General features: G+C 35.4%; 15 protein-coding genes and 1 pseudogene. 5 read left to right on the top strand and 11 right to left on the bottom strand.

What is annotated here, in order from left to right:
* Positions 1-475 precede the first annotated feature (475 nt).
* Together AC1DCY_RS05680 and AC1DCY_RS05675 are read left to right on the top strand one after the other, a co-directional pair.
* Complete coding sequence (locus tag AC1DCY_RS05680) at positions 476-946, top strand: toll/interleukin-1 receptor domain-containing protein (protein WP_477348255.1); 471 nt, start codon at positions 476-478, stop codon at positions 944-946.
* The gene (locus tag AC1DCY_RS05675) at positions 921-3,260 is read left to right on the top strand and encodes a tetratricopeptide repeat protein (RefSeq protein ID WP_477348253.1); all 2,340 of its coding nucleotides are present in this window, start codon (positions 921-923) and stop codon (positions 3,258-3,260) included. The genes AC1DCY_RS05680 and AC1DCY_RS05675 overlap by 26 nt, the downstream gene beginning before the upstream one ends.
* A 119-nt stretch (positions 3,261-3,379) precedes the next feature.
* Here the strand turns inward: AC1DCY_RS05675 and AC1DCY_RS05670 are convergent.
* The 5 genes and pseudogenes from AC1DCY_RS05670 to AC1DCY_RS05650 form a co-directional block, all read right to left on the bottom strand.
* Positions 3,380-3,511 (bottom strand): annotated as a pseudogene (locus AC1DCY_RS05670) (BRCT domain-containing protein); the annotation flags it as partial.
* Positions 3,512-3,726: 215 nt separating this feature from the next.
* Positions 3,727-5,277, bottom strand: a complete 1,551-nt coding sequence (locus tag AC1DCY_RS05665) for a hydantoinase/oxoprolinase N-terminal domain-containing protein (protein ID WP_477348252.1) — start codon at positions 5,275-5,277, stop codon at positions 3,727-3,729.
* Positions 5,270-6,373 (bottom strand): DUF917 domain-containing protein, encoded by a 1,104-nt coding sequence (locus AC1DCY_RS05660; RefSeq protein WP_477348251.1) that lies wholly within the window; start codon positions 6,371-6,373, stop codon positions 5,270-5,272. The genes AC1DCY_RS05665 and AC1DCY_RS05660 overlap by 8 nt, the downstream gene beginning before the upstream one ends.
* Positions 6,370-7,638 carry a cytosine permease gene (locus AC1DCY_RS05655; protein ID WP_477348249.1) on the bottom strand — a complete coding sequence of 423 codons (1,269 nt, stop codon included), beginning with the start codon at positions 7,636-7,638 and terminating at the stop codon, positions 6,370-6,372. Before AC1DCY_RS05655 ends, AC1DCY_RS05660 begins: the two co-directional genes overlap by 4 nt.
* 266 nt (positions 7,639-7,904) lie before the next feature.
* Entirely contained in the window at positions 7,905-9,503 is a 1,599-nt protein-coding gene (locus AC1DCY_RS05650; protein WP_477348246.1) for a PucR family transcriptional regulator, read from the bottom strand.
* A 671-nt stretch (positions 9,504-10,174) separates the two neighbouring features.
* Between AC1DCY_RS05650 and AC1DCY_RS05645 the strand changes: the two genes are divergently transcribed.
* Complete coding sequence (locus tag AC1DCY_RS05645) at positions 10,175-10,423, top strand: hypothetical protein (protein WP_477348244.1); 249 nt, start codon at positions 10,175-10,177, stop codon at positions 10,421-10,423.
* A gap of 24 nt (positions 10,424-10,447) precedes the next feature.
* On the opposite strand, the gene AC1DCY_RS05640 is transcribed toward AC1DCY_RS05645, so the two are convergent.
* From AC1DCY_RS05640 to AC1DCY_RS05615, 6 genes are all read right to left on the bottom strand, one after another.
* On the bottom strand, positions 10,448-10,729 hold the full coding sequence (locus AC1DCY_RS05640) for a hypothetical protein (RefSeq protein ID WP_477348242.1): 282 nt from the start codon (positions 10,727-10,729) through the stop codon (positions 10,448-10,450).
* 548 nt (positions 10,730-11,277) lie between these two features.
* Positions 11,278-11,469: a hypothetical protein gene (locus AC1DCY_RS05635; protein WP_477348240.1), complete on the bottom strand. Its 192-nt coding sequence runs from the start codon at positions 11,467-11,469 to the stop codon at positions 11,278-11,280.
* A gap of 856 nt (positions 11,470-12,325) precedes the next feature.
* Complete coding sequence (locus AC1DCY_RS05630) at positions 12,326-13,084, bottom strand: ABC transporter ATP-binding protein (protein WP_477348238.1); 759 nt, start codon at positions 13,082-13,084, stop codon at positions 12,326-12,328.
* A gap of 3 nt (positions 13,085-13,087) precedes the next feature.
* Positions 13,088-15,406 carry an ABC transporter permease gene (locus AC1DCY_RS05625; RefSeq protein WP_477348236.1) on the bottom strand — a complete coding sequence of 773 codons (2,319 nt, stop codon included), beginning with the start codon at positions 15,404-15,406 and terminating at the stop codon, positions 13,088-13,090.
* Positions 15,391-16,701: an MFS transporter gene (locus AC1DCY_RS05620; RefSeq protein ID WP_477348234.1), complete on the bottom strand. Its 1,311-nt coding sequence runs from the start codon at positions 16,699-16,701 to the stop codon at positions 15,391-15,393. Before AC1DCY_RS05620 ends, AC1DCY_RS05625 begins: the two co-directional genes overlap by 16 nt.
* Positions 16,682-17,332 carry a TetR/AcrR family transcriptional regulator gene (locus AC1DCY_RS05615; protein ID WP_477348232.1) on the bottom strand — a complete coding sequence of 217 codons (651 nt, stop codon included), beginning with the start codon at positions 17,330-17,332 and terminating at the stop codon, positions 16,682-16,684. Before AC1DCY_RS05615 ends, AC1DCY_RS05620 begins: the two co-directional genes overlap by 20 nt.
* Positions 17,333-17,552: 220 nt before the next feature.
* Here AC1DCY_RS05615 and AC1DCY_RS05610 point away from each other — a divergent pair, with 220 nt between their 5' ends.
* The gene (locus AC1DCY_RS05610; RefSeq protein WP_477348230.1) at positions 17,553-18,419 is read left to right on the top strand and encodes a pentapeptide repeat-containing protein; all 867 of its coding nucleotides are present in this window, start codon (positions 17,553-17,555) and stop codon (positions 18,417-18,419) included.
* Between the two features lie 415 nt (positions 18,420-18,834).
* Complete coding sequence (locus AC1DCY_RS05605; protein ID WP_477348228.1) at positions 18,835-19,164, top strand: hypothetical protein; 330 nt, start codon at positions 18,835-18,837, stop codon at positions 19,162-19,164.
* Positions 19,165-19,357: the final 193 nt, after the last annotated feature.

Here is a 19,357-nt window from a genome sequence, read left to right as displayed (position 1 = left end):
CTTCTAACTTAAAAGTCCGAATTGGATAAATTGTTTAAAGAAAAGAAGCTTAACTTATGTTTATTTTAATTTGATTAAAGAGTTATTTCCTGATATATAGGATGATACCAATTTTTTTAGAATGACACATATAACCTTGCTTAAACGCACTTACTATAGCTGATAATAAAGTTACTAATGAAAATTATTTAGCAAAGTCACAACAACCGGATTCAGTTAAAATTGCTCACATTCTATCAACATAAAAAAGATAGATTGATTATCAACCGGGGATATAATATATCTGAAGGGAGCAGCCGGATCAAAGGTTTTAGCGAATGATATTTTGAATTGTTTAAGATTTAATAGTTTGATAAGGCTGGAATTGGTATGTAGTGTCTACTTTACCTATTTAATGTATAATTAGATTTAAATATTTATTTAGATGAGAATTAAAGTGATACTATTAATTACTATTAAAAGGAGTGTTAAATTAATGAAAGATTTTTTTATTAGTTATACAAGTTCAGATAAACAACAAGCTGAATGGGTTGCGTGGCATTTAGAAAACAACGGATATTCAGTAGTGATTCAAGCATGGGATTTTAAACCTGGTAATAATTTCATATTAGAAATGCAGAATGCCACTATAACTGCTGAAAAAACAATTGCAATATTATCGAAAAACTATCTAAATGCTCTGTATACTCAACCTGAGTGGGCAGCGGCATTTGCTACTGACCCAATGGGGAAAAGCCGTAATTTAATACCTGTTAAAGTTGAGGAATGTGATGAGTTAGCAGGAATGCTGTCTAATATTATTTATATCGATTTGGTAAATAAAAATGAGCAAGAGGCCTCTGAAATTTTATTAGGAGGAGTAAGTGGACAAAGATTAAAACCTAATAGCCCTCCTAAATTATTTAATGAGTCATTGAATAATGGAAATCCCACCAGTAGTAAATAATCTACCATTTTTAAGGAATAATAATTTCATTGGAAGAGATTACGTATTCGAAAGAATTACAAAGACTTTGAATAATTCAAAATGTGTAGCTTTATATGGTATGTGGGGAGTAGGAAAAACTCAGATAGCGATAGAGTACGCTTATCGAGAATCTAAGAGATATGATAATGTAATATGGGTTAACTCAGAAAGTATCTCGTCAATTATAAAAAGTTTTAATGATATATTTTATACGTATAAATTAAACGAATTAGTTACAGATATAGAAACTGAGACAGATGCAAAAGTTAGAATTAGCAATTGGTTGAGTAAAATGAGAAATTCCTTACTAATTTTTGATAATGCTATTATTATTGAAGATATTTATGATTTCATAGCAAGTAATTTTTCAGGAAAAATTATAATTACATCTAGAAACCCTAATTGGAGTTCAATTGCTACAGAATTAGAGATATCAGTGATGGAAAGAGATGAATCCAAACTAGTAATTTCAAAAAATAATAAACAAATTAATACAAATGATCTAGAAAAATTATGTGATATATTAGGTGATTTACCGTTAGCAATGGAGCAAGCTAGGGCCTACATATCTGAGACGGGATTAACTATCTCTGAATACATTGATAGATTAGAAAAATATAAAACTTTAATTATGAGTAAGGGGAATTTGATTTTTTATAAAGAGACAGTTGCAAGTACCTTAGGCTTAATTTTAGAAAAAATTGAAATTCTTCTACCTGGTATAAAAAATATTTTAGAGTATATGTCATTCTTAGATTCAGAGGATATCCCAGTAGATATTTTTAGAAAAGATATAAATTTTTTTTCAGAAGAAGGTAAAAGTATCTTGTCAGACGATATGAAATACGACGAAATGTTGACTATATTCAGAAAATACTCGGTTTTAACAGTTAAGAATGCTAATACTTTCTCAATTCATCGCTTAGTACAACGACTTATTAGGGATTCAATTGATACAAAGCAGAAAATAGTTATTCTAGAACAATCTACAATAATGTTAAATCGAAATTATGAATTTAATGGTAAAAACTTTGATTTACTAGGTCCAAATACAAGATTTCTTACTCATGGAATAAAGCTAATTGAATACTCTTTAGAATATGATTGTATGAATGAGGAATTAGTATGGCTTATGAAAACTATTGGCGAGCATCATTTCTACCTATCACTTTTTAAAGATGCAAAAAAATATTTTTCATCTTCACATGAAATGTTTAAAAAAATAAATAGTGTAGCAATTGAACTAGAGTTTGAAATACTTTATTTTACCGGGTATAACTTTTTTAAAATAGGAGACTTTAACAAATCTAAGTATTTTTTAGAAGAAGCAATTTCTATTGCCGAAAAAGAAAATAAACAATATTCTCTAATTCAGGCTTATTGTATATATGCAACATTATCTGACCAAATAGATGATTTGGATAAAGCAGAATTATTTTTAAAAAAAGCTAAAGAACTGTTGGAATCTTTAAATGATGTGGATAGTCCATTATGTATTTCAATTTCTAATGGGTATGCAGAGTTAATGAAGAAAAAAGGCAAGTATAATGAAGCCATAACATTTTATCAGGAAGCAAAATTTTTGATAGATAAATATCTTGATAAAAATAGTCGAAATACTGCAAGTGTAAATATAAGTCTGGCTGATTGCTATTACCAAGCCCAACATAGTTTCACCGAAGCAAAAAAATATCTAGAAGCTTCACTAGAAATATTAGAGTCATATTCATTGGAATATGATCCAGAAGTAGCAAGGGCAAAAAATGCATTAGGCTTAATTTTACTTGAAGAAGGAAATATTACTGATTCAAGAAAACTTTTTAAAGAAGCTCTCCAAGAAGATGAAAAACATTTAGACAGAGTACATTACAAAATAGCAAGTAGATTAAATAATATTGGTTTAACTTACTCTAGAGAAGGAAATTATGAAAAAGCAAGAAAAAATTATGAGGAAGCTCTTGAAATTAATGAATTACTATATGGTAGATATCATCATCAAGTAGCTGTTCAATTATGCAATATAGCATTTTTATATTCTTCGCAAAATAATATTGCTAAATCTTGTGAATACCTCATAAAGGCACTGGAAATTGAAGAGAATATTTTTGGTGAAAGAAGTATTAAAATTTTAGATACGAAAATAGATTTAGCTATGAATTATGCCGTTTTAGGAAATTTGAAATTGGCCAAGGTACATTTAAATCAATCTTTTGCTATTGCAAAATCTGACAAGGTAAATGGCAAAAAGCATCTAGCTTTAATACGAGATTTGAAAAAAAATGCAAATTTATAATTTGTTTATATTAACCTGTAATAGAAATTATGAAATTTAAACAAAGGCTCACGTTTTAAAAATTCAAAACGTGCGCTTTTATTTCTAATAAAATATTTTTCAACTGACGATTGTTATAATTATTTAATTATCTGATTAAATTCTTCTTCTTCAACTACATTAATGCCTAATTCTTGGGCCTTGGTTAATTTACTTGCTGCCTCAGCAGCAAGTAAATACGTCGTTTTTTTAGAGACACTTCCTGAAACTTTCCACCTAAACTCTCAAAAATTTGAGCTACTTATCACGTTTTGAATAATATTTTATCCAGATAAAGCTAATTATTTTTTACATATTTTAAATTACTGATAAATCTCATTGACACAATAATTTTCAAAAATCAAAGAAAGAGCCTCTAAAAGGGCTCTTCCCATTATTCTATTTAGATTGTCGTAATGAATTTAGGAGAAAATCTTGAATGCTATTTCTAACCCATTTTCCCTACCACTTTAACTTTTAATCTTGTTGCATTTTCTGGGTGGTAAGCAAGGGGTGTTTCTTCTACTTCCACTAATTCAATCGTCTCAGAAAGGGCTCCAGCTAATACAGCTTGTTTCACTGCTTTTTCTTGAGCATCTTTCAATGAAATCTCACGTGGCTCTTTAGAATAAATATAAATCTGTTCATATTGACCGCTAATTTGAGCAATAGAGGCACCAATCGCATTTGCTACAGTCCCATTTTCAAACTTAACAATATTGGACACCCCTCGAAGAGTATCTGGAACAATAACACTACCTCCACCTACTAATACAAGCTGAACATCTTCTGATGAAGTTTTCATTTTATCGATGGCTTGCTCAATTAACGATGATATTTCTAATTGAGCTTCTTTCGCAAATATTTCATCAATATGCGCTACTAAGCTACTATCACCAATATCAACTAGACCGAGACGAACAGCGATGTCTGTCGTCGTAAGAGTATTCCCACCAAAAACAAGTGCTTCTTCAGCGATTTTATACCCAACGCTATCAGGTCCAACCGTAATTTTCCCGTTATTTACTCGGACAATACTGCCTCCACCTAGCCCAACAGAAATAATATCTGGCATTCTAAAATTTGTGCGAATATCCCCTACTTCTACTGCTACAGAAGACTCCCTTGGGAATCCATCTTGCAAAACTCCAATATCAGAAGTCGTTCCACCAACATCTAAAACCATCGTATCTTTGATTTTTGCTAAATAAGAAGCACCGCGTATGCTGTTCGTCGGTCCACATGCAATCGTTAGAATCGGGAAATGTTTAGCATAATCAATTGACATTAATGTTCCATCATTTTGGCATAAATAGACTTTGGCGTTGAAAATCCCTTCACCTTCTAACGCATGAACAAAGCCTGTCGTTGTCGTTTCAATTACTTTGCATAAGGCCGCATTTAAAATGGTTGCATTTTCACGTTCAATTAGACCGACTGAGCCAATTAACGACGAGCAGGAAATTGGGAATTCATCGCCATAAATATCATGTATCAGATTGCGTACTCTAAATTCTTGATCATTCTTAATGGAAGAAAAGACGCCAACTATTGCTATGGATTCTACTTTATCACGCCAGTCCTCTAGAAGCGTTTGAATTTCGCCTTCGTCAAGCTCACCTAAAAGTTGACCATCGTATTCATAGCCACCATGGACTAAAGCATAATTTCCCGATAGTTTTTCAACCATATCTTTTGGCCAAGCAGTATATGGCAGTACAGAGGCAGTTGCTGGATATCCTAGTCGGATTACACCGACTTTAGCTAATTTTTTACGCTCGACAATGGCATTTGTACATTGTGTTGTTCCTAACATGGCATGCGTAATTTTCGTCTTATCAATGCTCGAGTCTTGTAATAAGTTTCGTAAAGCCGTTTCAATACCTGTTTTTATATCTAAACTCGTTGGCGATTTAACACTATGAACTAGATTACTATGTTCATCTAAAATTATGGCATCCGTATTCGTCCCACCAACATCGATTCCAATCTTATACATGTTCAGCTACCACCTTTTTAACCAATTCCTCAATTGGAGCATAATCGTAATCATAACCAAAATATTTTGGACCTGCTGTTTCAATTCCTTTATCAGTTCGCCATTTTTCATGTGCTGGCAATCCAATTACTCGGACACGCTTACCGTATTTTAAGCTTTCCGTTGTCACTGGCAATAAAGTTTCATAATCTACTAAACAAATTAAATCAGGGGTCATTGCGACAACTTGATCATTTTTTTCTGCAATCAAGTTTTCATTTTGAAAATGAACTTTCATAGTTTCGTTTTTATTGACTTCCATACCTTCCAAGTTCATTTTCCCAAGGTTAAATCCACCCTTTGTTTCTCGAATAAGATCGACAATTTTACCTTGAAATAATTCATAACCAGAAACTAGCTGTAGCAATTCATGTAGTTTATCTTTCACATTTCTACTTTTTGAAGAAATAATTTCACCGATTTTTTCTGAAAGCGTAATGATATGATGAACTCCGCTCTTTTTAATCTGCGCTCCAGTCGTTGGATACAAGCTAACTAAAGAGCTAGCGCCCATCTCAACTGTTGCTGCTCGCGCTATGCGTTCTGTCCATTTATTATCAATCGTTTCAAAAATTCCGATATTTCCTTTTTCATCTGTAATAGCCATCGGTGTTGCAGAAATGCCATCCAAATTAAATGTCACCATTTGCAATTCTGGAAATGCACGTCCCATTCCATCACAATCAATAAGAGGGATATCCAGCTGTGCCGCTACTACAATCGGGATCATCGAATTCACCCCGCCCGCTTCCATTGGATATGTTCCTGTAATCTTTTCTTTTCCAATATATTTCGCTAGCTTTTGAAAAACTTTAACAAACTCATCTCCTCGTGGAAATTTTTCAACTAAAACAGAAGGTGCCCCCATCATAGCTGCTGGAATGAAAAAGGCTTCATCTTCAATTTCATCAACTGAATACAATTTTACTGGTCCATTTTTTTCAATGGCTGAGAGAGCCATCATTTTCCCGATATAAGGGTCCCCCCCTCCACCTGTTCCTAAAAAGGCGGCTCCAATTGCAATATGTTCAATAGCTTCTTTATCTAAATATCTCATCTATTCTCCTCCAATATGACAATCTTTTGCATTGCTATACGATAACCGAAATAATAAATAACAAATGAAATAACAATACCAATTAGTGGTTGATTCGGTAATTGCGGCATGCTAGGGAATAACGATAAAACAATTGGAATACTAGCAATCACTGCACCAACTAGCCACGAGAAAACGCCTAAACGATTTACACCGTCAACTTCCTTCCAGCTTGTTTTATCCCCTTTATTCGTCACCCAATAAGAGGCAATCATAACACCCGCAACTGGAGGAATCATCGCTGATAAAATCGACATAATCGGTGTAAAGAAATTTAAAATACCGATCACGGCAAGTAATGTCCCAACTGTACCAGCTATGCCAATCGCCATTTTTTCTTTGTCCTTCGAAATATTAAAAACATTAATTAAGGCAATTCCTCCTGAAATTGCATTCACCAAATTGGTTTTCCATGTAGCTAAAATTAATGCAATACCACCGATAAATGGAGTGGCAATATTCAGAAAGACCGCAGTAATGTCACTTGTTTGATAGGCAATTGTTAAAATTGCTCCTACGCCAATCATCAATACTCCAGCTGGAATAATTCCAAATGTTGCTGCCTTGAAAACATCAGAACGTTTTTTAGAATATTGAGAATAATCACCCGCGATGACTGCCCCAAGTGCAAATGAACCGATCGTTATAGCTAGTCCATCCGTAAAACTCATGTTATTTTTAGGTTTGTAGTCCAAGATAAGCTGTAGATTATCCCCAGATAAAACTTGCACTAAACCTATTAGACAAATGACAACTAAGAAAGGAACTGCAATATAACTTAAGACGCGTAGCACTTTGATGCCGTAAATAGCTGAAACTACCATCACCAAACCACTAAGTAAAGAAGCTAATGGAATAGGTATATTCATATCATATTCTGCTAATAAATTAGCTAACGCAACTCCGCAAACATTGGCTTGAATGCCAAACCAGCCTAAGCAAGCAATCGCCAAAATAATAGATAATATCGTCCGTGATCCTTTTTTACCAAACACTTGTCCTGCGACATGAACGGTTGGCTTCCCTAAATCACTACTTTGCATTCCTTGAAAAATCATGATGATTACTACAATTGTATAGCCAACCAAAGACACGGCTAATGCCTTTGTTAAACTCATACCAGAAATTAATGCATTCCCAACTAGCAAGCTTGGAATACAAATCATTGCGCCTGCCCAAATAATCCCTAGACTATACCAAGACTGACCTTTCCCATCATTCCCCAAATCGTCCCCTCCTTTTATTGTTAGTTCATTAAATCAATTATGCCTCGGCATAATTGCGTCCGGAATCGGCTTTGTACTTGCACAAAGCATTCCTTACCGATTCTGTGACATCCGCCGGAGGCATTAACTTCTTTCAGCGGATGTTTGAACACCCACTGAAAGAAGTTAATGTTTTTTATTATAAAAGAAGGAAGAGAGGCGCGTCTTTTTCAAAAATGAAAAAAAAATCTGAATTTTTGTCTTTTTCAACAAAAATTCAGATTTTTCTAACCATTAATTAGGCGATAGATCATGCAGGCCATATATACATCGTAAAATTCTGAATAAACCGTTACATCGTTGCCAATAAGTTCACTAATTTTTTTAATACGATATTTCACTGTATTTTTGTGAATGTATAAGTTTTTCGCACACTCATCAAAACTTCCATTTGCATCTAAAAGAAAAGCAATTAATGTATTTAAAGATTCTTTATCATTTAGAATTGGGTCAATAACTGACAGGTTTTCTTCAATTATTTCTTCCCCTTGTTTACTTAAATCGATGGCTCGCTTCATCGATCGAAGTTCAGCGGCGGTAAACAATTTGCGCATAGGATAGACGGTATGGACTTTCTTTCCTACCTGATTCACCAATTGATACATTTGACGAACAGCCTTAGTATTTTTCATTTTCGGAGAGTAAACGATTTCTGATATTTGAGAGTAGTAATTCGTCGTTTCAATAAACTCAGTAGCAATCTCAAATTCATGAAATTTATTCAAGCCATTTCCTAAAAGAACAATAATACAACGATCAATGCATTGAATCACTGTCGTTTGATAATATTTTGAAAGTTGCTCTTCCAGCTCATCTCTTATTTTCTTCTCTTCTGATAAATCATCGATATAAATTAACCACATCATTTGAATAGCAGAAACATCGATATATAAGAAGTTAGCCAATCTTCGCATTTTTTCGCTTTCATCATTTATTATTGCTTTTACTAATGCAAACTCACTAACTTCATCATGCTTATCTCCCCATAGATTAATGGCCACTTGGACAACTTCACTAATTTTTTCAATGGTCTTTGCTGGCAATGCCGTATTCTCTTTAATAACAAACAAAAGGAGCTGTTCTCCATTTTTTTGCTGAACACTTTTATATTCAACGACACACGATAAACCGCTTCTTTGTAATTCTAGTTTTCCCTTTTCCTTATTCAGATGACTTTGTGAAAATTCCTGTAGTACTTGCCCAACATCTAAAGATGAATTTCTTGGCCACATCACTTGATTGACAATATCAACATTACTATTGGTCAGTACAATATTAGCTTTCAAGCGATCAGATAGCATTTTCAATGTGATTTCTACACTTTGTAAATGCTCTGGTAGCAAGCTGACCTTTTCTAAAGTTTCCTTCACAAACTGATCATTGACAGCCTGATTACTAACAATCGCTTCCATCACTTCATAAATGACTTCATTATAGCGTAGAGAGTAATCATTTTTAGGCATACAAATAATGATAAAACCTTGAGAGTCTGCTAAATGCAGTACCTCCTCTGGAATTTCTGGTAAAACAATTCCCACATAATATAAAATAAGCCCCAATTCACCAAGATCATGTAAGTGTTGAATGGTTGCACATTGTTGTTCAACACTATCTCTAATTGAATAAAAAGAGCTAATGACAAGCTCTTCCGCATACCATTCTTCCTGAACTGATTGGATAATCGTAGATAAAAAATCTACATTTGAAACTTCTAACACAGATAGAGATGAGACCGTCCGATTAAGATTATTTCTCCCAGTTAATACTTCTGCCCCTCTAAACGATGGCAATTGTAGTATATCTTTTACCGTTACCCCATTTTTCATCACCACTTCTTCTTTTTATATTTGTTATGTAATATCAGGTGTTCCCTAATTAAAACTCATAATAAAAATATTCTTCTTGCTAAAAAATACGGCATAAACATCCTTATTGAAGAAGAATACCATATTCCTTGTTTTAGAAGAAGAGATAGGGAAATCGGGGGTCATCCGCTAAACTTGTAAATTTGATGAGTTTAATAAATGGATATTTCCAAGTAAGATTAATAGACCCCTATGTATTTACTAATGCACTTAATGTAAAAAAAACGGTTTTAATCTTGCTAAATACCGGAAAATTACAGGTGGAAGATATCTTCATTTTCAAGTCAATACTTCGGAATGTAAACATTGAAAATATACAAAGTTTTATGCCCGCTATATCTAATAAAGTAGTCATAAAACGCATCAAACCAACAATGTATAAAATCTTGCATACACAAAAATTAGTTTAAATGAAATGATAGTAGTAACAAGGGTTTATTTTTTGCCATTGCTGCCTATTGAATTTTTATTTATTTCTTAAGTTAAAAACGAAGTGTAGGAAACATACCGTTGAAATCGTTTGAATTACAACAGTAGAGACTAAAACGCACACTTACACAGCTGCTGATGTTAAAGCGTACCAAGATAAAAGTCTTCTAGCGGTTGCTGCAATGACTGTTATTGGAGTTACTATGACTATAACTAGTGCAATTTTAACAATCGCCTTTGATGCATCGGACGCTACAACTACTCGTGTTAGTTTCCCAGCGCCTCGTGTAGGAGATACAATGACAACTACGCTTACGCCAAAAACAGGCGGATTTGAAACAACTCTTGTATATAATCAAAAAGCATACACAGATTCTTCGGGTAATAAACAGTCGGCGGCGACTTATAAAATGAATCCTGTTTTTAAGAAATACCTTGTATACCCACGATAATGATTAAAAATGGGCGCTTATTTATTAAGCGCCCTTTTTTAATCTAATAAAGTTGTAGTAAAAGTCAGCGGCAGATAGGATAAATATAAAAAATGCGAACTTAGAAGTTAATGACGGCAATGGAAAAGCTACATCTCTAATACCTATTAGCCAAAGTGCAGTTGATAAAAGAACTATGGCATCCATCAACATAGATAAAGGGCGTTTTTTATCTTTGTAGAAAAAATTAAACAAAACTAATCTTGCTAATAGTGGAATTGTCAGAAAAAAAGAGTAGATTATTGAAAGCGCTAAGAGTCCTTCCACAATATCACCCCTTTGTTAATTATCGTATTAAGGTATAAGTATATTGTATAATAAGATTAATAAAACGAGAATATACATTCCTAAAAGGAGGGTCAAGTTACAAATGTTGAGAAAAACACTAGTAATGAAACAATTAAAGTAACTTATAAGGTAAAAGCAAAGGATGCAAGGAAAAAAGGCATTGTAATTGGATACGAATGGCCAAGTAATTATCAATTAAGTGATAGTTATTCTACAGGAGTAGCTAATAGTGTCGATTCTCATACCATTACGATTCCTAAACCAAAAGTTAATGCTATTGGGACTCAAAATGTAGTGGCAAAACTTACTGGTAGATATACAGAAACCAAACAACTTAAGTCAGTCTTCAAGTGGTCTTCATATAAAAACTACAATTTGGAATACAAAAGCAGCATTTAATAGTAATCATCAACCGATATATTCTGATACACAAACTTCTACATGGTAAAATTTTATTTTAAGTAGTCCAACAAAAACACTTTCTCAAAAGGTTTCTAATCGAATAACATCTTGTTTTGGCTAATCTATCAAAACTCTATGTATTTCTTTTTCTTTTTTATTTTTTCAATTCCATCTATTAAAATACCAATTCCCAAAAGCATGAACCCTATAGAAAATGAATATTTAAAATAAATAGAGCTGTGATATCCTAATTGATAAACTAGACCAATTAAAATCAAGATTAAACTTAAAATAATAATGCTATTTCCAATTTTCATAAAAAGATATACCCCCTATGATTTTATTTTAAATAGCCTCTAATAAATCGTTAATTATAAATCACTTGTAGAAAAAATAGTTGATTCAATCAATCATCTTACTTTGTTCAACAGACTAAACATCTTAATCTATTTTCTTTTCTTTGCTTTGCTGAATTTTTCTCTTTGATTTCATAAGGATTATCCCCACCCCTAATTTACGACTAATTATATCATGTCATCAAAAAAACAGAAAATTCCAGGCTACTTAGCCGAAATTCATCTCACACTTTCTTATCTTAATTTCTAGTTACGTGATCTCTGCCACTTATAAATCCTGGGGATATTCCTTCTTTTACAAATGATAGTCCATCACAGGTTGGGGATATCACCATGTTATTTTCAGTTTATTTTAAACATTCATTCACACTTTGACTACATTATGTAAAAAGATTACTCTGTTAAAGCTGAAAAGCTGTCACAATAAGGTTTATCTTTCATTGAGAAATACATTTATACTCTCAGATGGAACATATACATTTTGAATTGAAATTTGAATTTCATCATAGGCATTAAGGAGTTCTCCCTTCTTACACCTCAAAAGGAACTCGTTATATTATGGATAAGGTGCTAAGAGGAAACAATGTTGGCATTGGTAAAAGTGGTTTTTCGAGAAAAGTTTGAAGAGTAAAGTAAGTGCCATAAGTTAAAAAATAGCAAAAAAAGAATGAGCTATTTTCAGCTCATTCTCGTTCGGCGCTATTGTTTCATAGTGGCACTAGCTAACATGCCCTGCAGCAAAAACTTTATTGCCAACTTGGTAAGTTAAAATCTTACATTTCTCATTGTGAGAAATAGCGGTAGTTGATACAACAACTTATATTCCTATTTCCCTCATTTTCTCCGTTACTTCTCCTACTCTACCATCAATATTCGTACCGTCAAACTTCGGAAGTTTCAGCTCACTTACGATTTTTCCGTCGAGCATAAACAGAATGCGCTCCGTCCGCGCCGCTACATTTGCATCGTGAGTGACAAGCATAATCGCAGTACCGCCCCCGTTAATTTCGGAAAAAATGTCCATGATTTCCTGCGCTGATTTTGAGTTAAGTGCACCCGTAGGCTCATCACCGAAAATGATTTTCGGGTTGTTCAAAAGTGCTCGACATATCCCTGCCCTCTGAAGCTGACCTCCCGAAACCTGTGTAATGTCGCGCATTTCGAGCTCCGCAATGCCAACCCTCTTCATAAGTGCTCTTGCCTTCTCCGAAATTTTTGCTACATTTTTTCTGTTATCGCGCATTGATGGAAGAATAATATTATCAAGAATATTTAGATTTTTGAGCATAGTTGGCTGCTGAAATACAAAGCCCATTTTAGTTCTACGTATATCTGAAAGTTCAACCTCCCCGATTGACGATAAATCACTGCCATCAAAAATAATCCTTCCGCCATCAACGCTGTCCATGCCACTCAGCGCAAACATTAGCGTTGATTTGCCAGAGCCTGAGGGTCCCATTATCGCAACAAACTCACCCTCGTTTATGTTAACAGACGTTCCGTCGAGAACATTACACTTTTCATCGCCCTCGCCGAAAGATTTTACAATATGTTCACCGATGATAATCTTCTTCATAAACTACTCCTTTATATGTTCGGATATTTTTATTTTCCCCGCGCCCGATGTGCCAATTATTGTTGTGATTAGTACCGAGCAAACCATCATTAACGGACAAAGCACATACGCCGAAAGTGGATTGATCGAAAAACTAAACGACGACGCCCCAAATGAGGAAATAACTGCGCCCGTAAGTACTTCTCCGAGTGTATTTGCTAGTAGAGTGCCAAGAACAATTCCGATTATTGATACGAATACCGCTCGCGAAGCAAACTGTATCGTAATATCTGAGTTTGTAAAACCTAATGCTTTCATGACGGCAATCGAATATCTGTCCTTTGCGACAAGCATTTTCATAAACAACAGCGTTACTAGTACCGTTATTATGAGCGCTATGGCAATTGCAGCAATGGAGGCCTTTCCGACCGATTTTATGGTCGAGCCGAAAGTTTGAGTAACAAATTCATCGATATTGGAAATCTTAGCGAAAGTAAATCTGTCTGCATACTCTGAAACTTTTTCATTAACAAGAGATTTATCTGAAAGCTTCGCGCAAATCACGCTCCACATTATACCTTCCGAATTATCGGTAAAAACAGCCTTTGCCGTTTTTCCGCCGTTCGTAATGTCGGAATAAATGCCGCTTACTGTTAGCTTTGTCTCCTTTCCCTTCATCACGATCGTAATGACATCGCCAACCTTTTTGCTCATTTCATCAGCGTTCAAAGATGAAAGTGCAATTTCGTTTTCTACTGCGGGTGCTCTTCCTTCGGTGTATTCGATTGGGAATATCGAATGGTCGCCGAGTTCGATTTTTATATTTTCTTCCGAACCGTCTTCCTTTTTGGTTTTGAATGTCTTAGTTGTAAGGATGGTATATTTTGAAATGGAACTATCGCTGTTCATAGTTGTTAAAACATCAGCAGATTTTTTAGATATATGATCAGTCTGTTGAATATCGATACGAATATCGTAGTTTCCAATACCCATATATTTAATGAAGCTTGTTGAGGAAATCGTGTTGTAAAGGTTTTGTGGAACAATAATGATAAATGCTGAAATTACAAGTACTGCAAGCATTGTGACGTAAAGTCTTTTCCTTGCAAGAACGTCCTTGATACCTAGAAAAATATTCGTGTTAAACAGCTTATTTCTATTTAGGCAAAAACGCTTTGCGCCTGCGTTTTTTTCCTGTGAAGTGCCAAAACGTATTGCTTCTGCAGCAGATATTTTCCGAAAGCGTCTCAGCACTCCGCTTACATAGGCGATGATTGCGAGGAATACAAGCAGAATTCCGATTATTCCTAAAGCCGCGGCAAAGGAAGAGTTTTCGCTTTCTCCCATATAAAGCCGGATATTTTCAAGAAGGATGTCTTTGAATATGAACGAAAGTGCAAAACCGAGAATACTCCCCCCTGCTGCAATCGCTGTGTACTTCGCAAGATAAATTTTCTTAATGTCAGAAAGACGCAGCCCTATCGCCTTCATAACACCAATTTCACGGTAGTCGTCCTCGATTTTCGCAAGAAGTGTAAAACGTATGCACATAAATGCGATTGCAACGACAAGAACACTTATTAGAAGGATAACTGCTATCATCATCCCGTCAGAGAGTGCGTTAAGTGTTTTGAAAAGTGGATATGTAATCGTTGGTCCGTTCGCTTCAAGACCTGCGGAGGCATAAGCAGTTTCAAATTCACCTAGCGCCGATATATCCTTTAATCTAAACTCAATCAAATACTCCGTACTTCCATGGCTCTTTATTTTCGCGTAATCATTTTGACTGACTAGAAATCTTTTTGAGGAAGACAGCATGGAATTCATCTGAGAATCACGGAGGAAACCCGCAACAGTAAATTCCTTTCCTCCAATTACTGCTTTATCACCGATTCTTGTTGTGTTGTCCTTCATATAGTTAATTGGAACATAAAGCTCGCCATCGGATACGTTGATAATGTTTCCTTCAAGATTAAGAAGATAATCGAATTTTTCACTCTGTATGCTGAAACCATTGTCTTGAACATTATTCGCAAGCGAACTATCCCCTAAAATAATTTGCCCGTTATCCATATTGAGAAACTCAAGCACTTGATATTCATCGACATTGTTGTTTTGCTCCGCGAAATTCGCAAGCCTTACAGTATCAATATCTCCCGTATGCATTTGCATAAAATGAGGAGTTTTCGCCTGATGCATAAGTGAATCGATCGCACCAGAAAGATTGACAATAAGTATCGCCGAGAGAGAAACGAGCATAGCTGCTACGGCGACAAATATTGTTGTTGTCAGCGTTATCAGTTTGCTTTTAGAAATGTCATTCCGGATTATTCTGTAATACATACGTCACCTCTGTTTTCAAGCTTTTTAACTGACTTCAAGTTGAACAGAATAAATGAAGTAACACATAATAAAATTCCAGCGATTATGATGAGTAAGCCCGTTCCTCTGCCTTGACCTGTTCCGGTAATTTTCCCTATGCTGTCAGCAAGCAATCCTCCGTCAACTAACAAAGGAGTGAACACATAATCTGCAAGTATACCTGAGAGCGCATAGGCGGCAATAAATCCAAGCTGTGAAATTACCCCAATAAGTGACCATGCTCTCCCTTGAACGGCATTATCAATGTTGGTACGAACAAGAAAATCCAAAGTTGAGTTTGCAAATGGCATCATGGCAAAAAAGAAAAAGCCTGAAATGCAAATAAGTACTATATTTTCCCGAAGTCCGAATACCGCCATAAATACTCCTTCAAAAAACAGCGAAAACGAAAGAATTTTCACATACCCTTTTTTGATTGGAAGAAATCCGATGATCACACTGGATACGAGCATCCCTGTAGCAACAAAAGTTTCCACCGTTCCTATTACAGAGCTGCTCGTAAAAGTAAGCAACATCGGTATGGAAAGTTGTTCAATAATACCAAGATAAAATGTCAGCACAGATGTCATGATGACAAGAACGAGAACCCCTCGGTTTTTAGAAACTGCACTCCATCCAGCTTTAAATTCTTGGAAAAATGATTTTGTCTGTTCGTATTTCTTTGAAGCAAGCCCTCTACGTACTGCAAGGGCCGATGTGACTGTTACAAAAAATGTACAGATGTCGATGACAAGCAAAAGCTTTATATCCGAAACGGTAAGCAAAAATCCCGCAATGATGGGAGAAATCAAAAATTTTGCAGAACCTGCCACCTGGACTAACACGCTTGCCTTCGTGTACTGTTCCTCAGTAAGCAAATCCGTAACCGTAGCCTTGTATGCGGGATCAAGCAACGATGAAAACACCGAACTTATAGTAACCCCCACACAAATCTGCCATAGCTGCGCTTCTCCGCTCAGCATACAAATTAGAATATATACAAGTCCTATCGCAGAAAGACTGTCGCCTAACACCATTAAAATTCTTCGGTCATATCGATCCGCAAGCACCCCGGCCACCGGACTTAAAAGAAGCGATGGCATAAACGCAAGTAAGGTTACAAGTGCCATTGCCGATGCCTTCCCCGTCTGCTGGAAAACATAAATTCCAAGCCCGAATGATGTTAGCCCGCTTCCTATGGCCGAAATCAATTGTCCCGACCATAGCAGAAGAAATTTTTTGAAAAAACCCTCGGAATCAACCATCGTTGTTTCCATTTTCTTCACCTCCACTGCCAAACATCTTCATCATGTACATAAGACTTCCGCTTTCAACACCGAGCAGTCTTTCTACGTTGAAGACAAAAGCTGGTATACGTGCAGCACGTTCTTCATCTGTCAGATCTACCATATCATCATCAAAAACGGTATTCGTATATGCCACAATCATTTCCATACATTCATACGGATATGGCGTACTAAATAGTCCTTGCTCAATACCCTCACGGATTATTCCCGTCAATATCGGCGGGAGACCGTTAATGATGACCTTTTGTATTTTCTGATGCATAAGCGCGTTCTGAGGCTTATGTATATGGTCAATAATTTCCTTGCCGTTTCCGCCGCTTATGTTTAGTGCCATCACAACACGAACAATACGCTCGTGAACGGCTATGCTCTTATCTGCAGCAATTCCATTGGCTGCACCTAAAATTTGAGTATTATATCGATCAATTAGCGCGTCCATAATATCTTCCTTCGACTTGAAGTGATAATACAGCGTTCCTCGTGCAATTCCGACCTTTTCGAGAATATCGTTAGTACTTGTGCCGTCAAAACCCTTCTGACCGAAAAGCTCATCAGCCGCATCAAGTATTTCGTTTCTGCGCTCCATCGCTTCTTTTCTCATGTTTATTCCTCCTTCATAGACCGACTGTCTGTCGATAAAAATTATAGCATTTTACAATAAATTGTCAATGGGCTATTCCGATTTTGTAAATAACTATCAATTAATTTCCTGATTATCTGGAGGTAAACGATAAATTCATCCATACAAAAATATCCTTTTACGCATAATAAGTGATAGAATTACATGTAAGAAGTTTATGCGTTAAGAGAGGAAAACAATAATGTCTGAAGTACAAAAAATGGATTATACAATAGGAAAAAAGATACGTGAAAGTTTACAGGCGGATTGCCAAAGCTGTTTTGGTCTATGCTGCACGGCTTTAAATATTGCTGCTTCTAGCGACTTTGCCATTAATAAAGCAGCTGGGACACCTTGCCCTAATCTACAATCAGATTTTAGCTGTCAAATTCATAGTAAACTTAGAAATCAAGGGTTTAAAGGATGTACAGTTTTTGATTGTTTAGGAGCAGGACAAAAGGTTTCACAAACAACCTTCCATGGACAAGACTGGCGACAACACCCTGAAATTTCTGAGAAAATGTTTCGTGTCTTTCCGATTATGGAACAACTTTATGAAATGATCGCCTACGTAGCAGAGGCATTATCGTATCAGGTTGATTCATCCCTATTTAACAAACTACATATACAATTAGAACAGCTACAGCGTGCAACAGAGCTTGAAGCAGATGCATTACTAGCAATAGATATTCCTAATTTCAGACTGCCAGTGAATGTTTTACTGTTAGAAACAAGTGAGCAAATTCGCCAAAGCCTTATCGGAAAGATTAATGGAAAAAACGCTCGAAAGTATAACAATCGTGGGGTTGATTGGATGGGGAAGAATTTAAAAGGCAAGGATTTAAGGGCAACTGATCTTAGAGGATCTTATTTAATTGCTGCCAATCTAGAAAATGCAGACTTAAGAGGTGTTGATTTTATAGGTGTGGATTTACGTGATGTAAATTTACGCGGCGCAGACCTTTCAACAAGTATGTTTTTAACCCAAATGCAAATTAATTCAGCACAAGGCAATCATCAAACAAAATTACCTTCCCACCTGAAACGTCCTTCTTATTGGGTTGACTAACTAGAAAAAGGGTAGATGAAAGAATTTATTCATCTACCCTTCTATTTATATATTGGCCATCATCATAATGTGGGTTTGATTTCCGTTCCGAATGGTCGCTTTCCTGGGGGCGTCCATTCAGAATACAGTTTAAACAAATGTACATTAGTTATTTTTGTAGCTTAAAATTAATTCTCGAATAGATGTGAGCTATTTTTAAATGGACAGACACTCCACCATACATAGTTAATCCCACTTTTTAATCACTAAACATTCTACTAATATATTTTTATCTCTTTTAAGATTGTCATAATTTGTCGACGATTGTAATGGTGATACTTGTAAACTAGGTTCTCCATGCTATAATGAGAGGAATTATTATCAAGAGAGATAGATTAATAAAATAGATATATTTAATAGAAGAGAGGTGAAATTGATGGAGGAAGTTTTAAACGAACTAAAGCAAATCAATCAACGTCTTGATTCAATCGAAAACCGTCTTGATTCAATCGAAAACCGTCTTGATTCAGTGGAAAACCGTCTTGATTCAGTGGAAAACAGACTTAATTCAATCGAAAACCGTCTTGAAATAGTAGAAATTGAGCAGCAACAAATCAAACAAGCTGTTTTAGAAACGAATGAAAAAGTAAACCGACTAGCAGTTATTCAAGAAAGTCAGCACCGCATTATTGAATTACTATCTGCCCGCTCGATTCAGCATGAAGCTGAATTGAAAAAAATAAGTGATCTACAAGCTGTTGTCTGAAAGTTCCTTCATAAGGATTCTATCATATTTTTAAATGTTAAAAATCCGCTTCGCTTTCCGCGGACAAAGCGAGCCGCATCGGTATGCTCACGATTCATTGCAAAATATATTGCTAGCCACACTTCAATGGACCTTAAACTCAAACGCCACTTCAAATGAAACCTTGAAGTGGCGTTTTGAGTACTCTTTTATA

The organism is Lysinibacillus sp. 10T31, from assembly GCF_056394365.1.
This window is presented reverse-complemented; position numbering and strand designations above follow the sequence as displayed.

Coding starts and splice junctions, on each gene's coding strand:
- AC1DCY_RS05650 (WP_477348246.1), bottom strand. CDS start 9,503: ATGAAAAATGGGGTAACGGTAAAAGATATACTACAATTGCCATCGTTT.
- AC1DCY_RS05625 (WP_477348236.1), bottom strand. CDS start 15,406: ATGTATTACAGAATAATCCGGAATGACATTTCTAAAAGCAAACTGATA.
- AC1DCY_RS05620 (WP_477348234.1), bottom strand. CDS start 16,701: ATGGAAACAACGATGGTTGATTCCGAGGGTTTTTTCAAAAAATTTCTT.
- AC1DCY_RS05675 (WP_477348253.1), top strand. CDS start 921: ATGGAAATCCCACCAGTAGTAAATAATCTACCATTTTTAAGGAATAAT.
- AC1DCY_RS05610 (WP_477348230.1), top strand. CDS start 17,553: ATGTCTGAAGTACAAAAAATGGATTATACAATAGGAAAAAAGATACGT.
- AC1DCY_RS05605 (WP_477348228.1), top strand. CDS start 18,835: ATGGAGGAAGTTTTAAACGAACTAAAGCAAATCAATCAACGTCTTGAT.
- AC1DCY_RS05665 (WP_477348252.1), bottom strand. CDS start 5,277: ATGTATAAGATTGGAATCGATGTTGGTGGGACGAATACGGATGCCATA.
- AC1DCY_RS05645 (WP_477348244.1), top strand. CDS start 10,175: ATGACTATAACTAGTGCAATTTTAACAATCGCCTTTGATGCATCGGAC.
- AC1DCY_RS05660 (WP_477348251.1), bottom strand. CDS start 6,373: ATGAGATATTTAGATAAAGAAGCTATTGAACATATTGCAATTGGAGCC.
- AC1DCY_RS05615 (WP_477348232.1), bottom strand. CDS start 17,332: ATGAGAAAAGAAGCGATGGAGCGCAGAAACGAAATACTTGATGCGGCT.
- AC1DCY_RS05630 (WP_477348238.1), bottom strand. CDS start 13,084: ATGAAGAAGATTATCATCGGTGAACATATTGTAAAATCTTTCGGCGAG.
- AC1DCY_RS05635 (WP_477348240.1), bottom strand. CDS start 11,469: ATGAAAATTGGAAATAGCATTATTATTTTAAGTTTAATCTTGATTTTA.
- AC1DCY_RS05680 (WP_477348255.1), top strand. CDS start 476: ATGAAAGATTTTTTTATTAGTTATACAAGTTCAGATAAACAACAAGCT.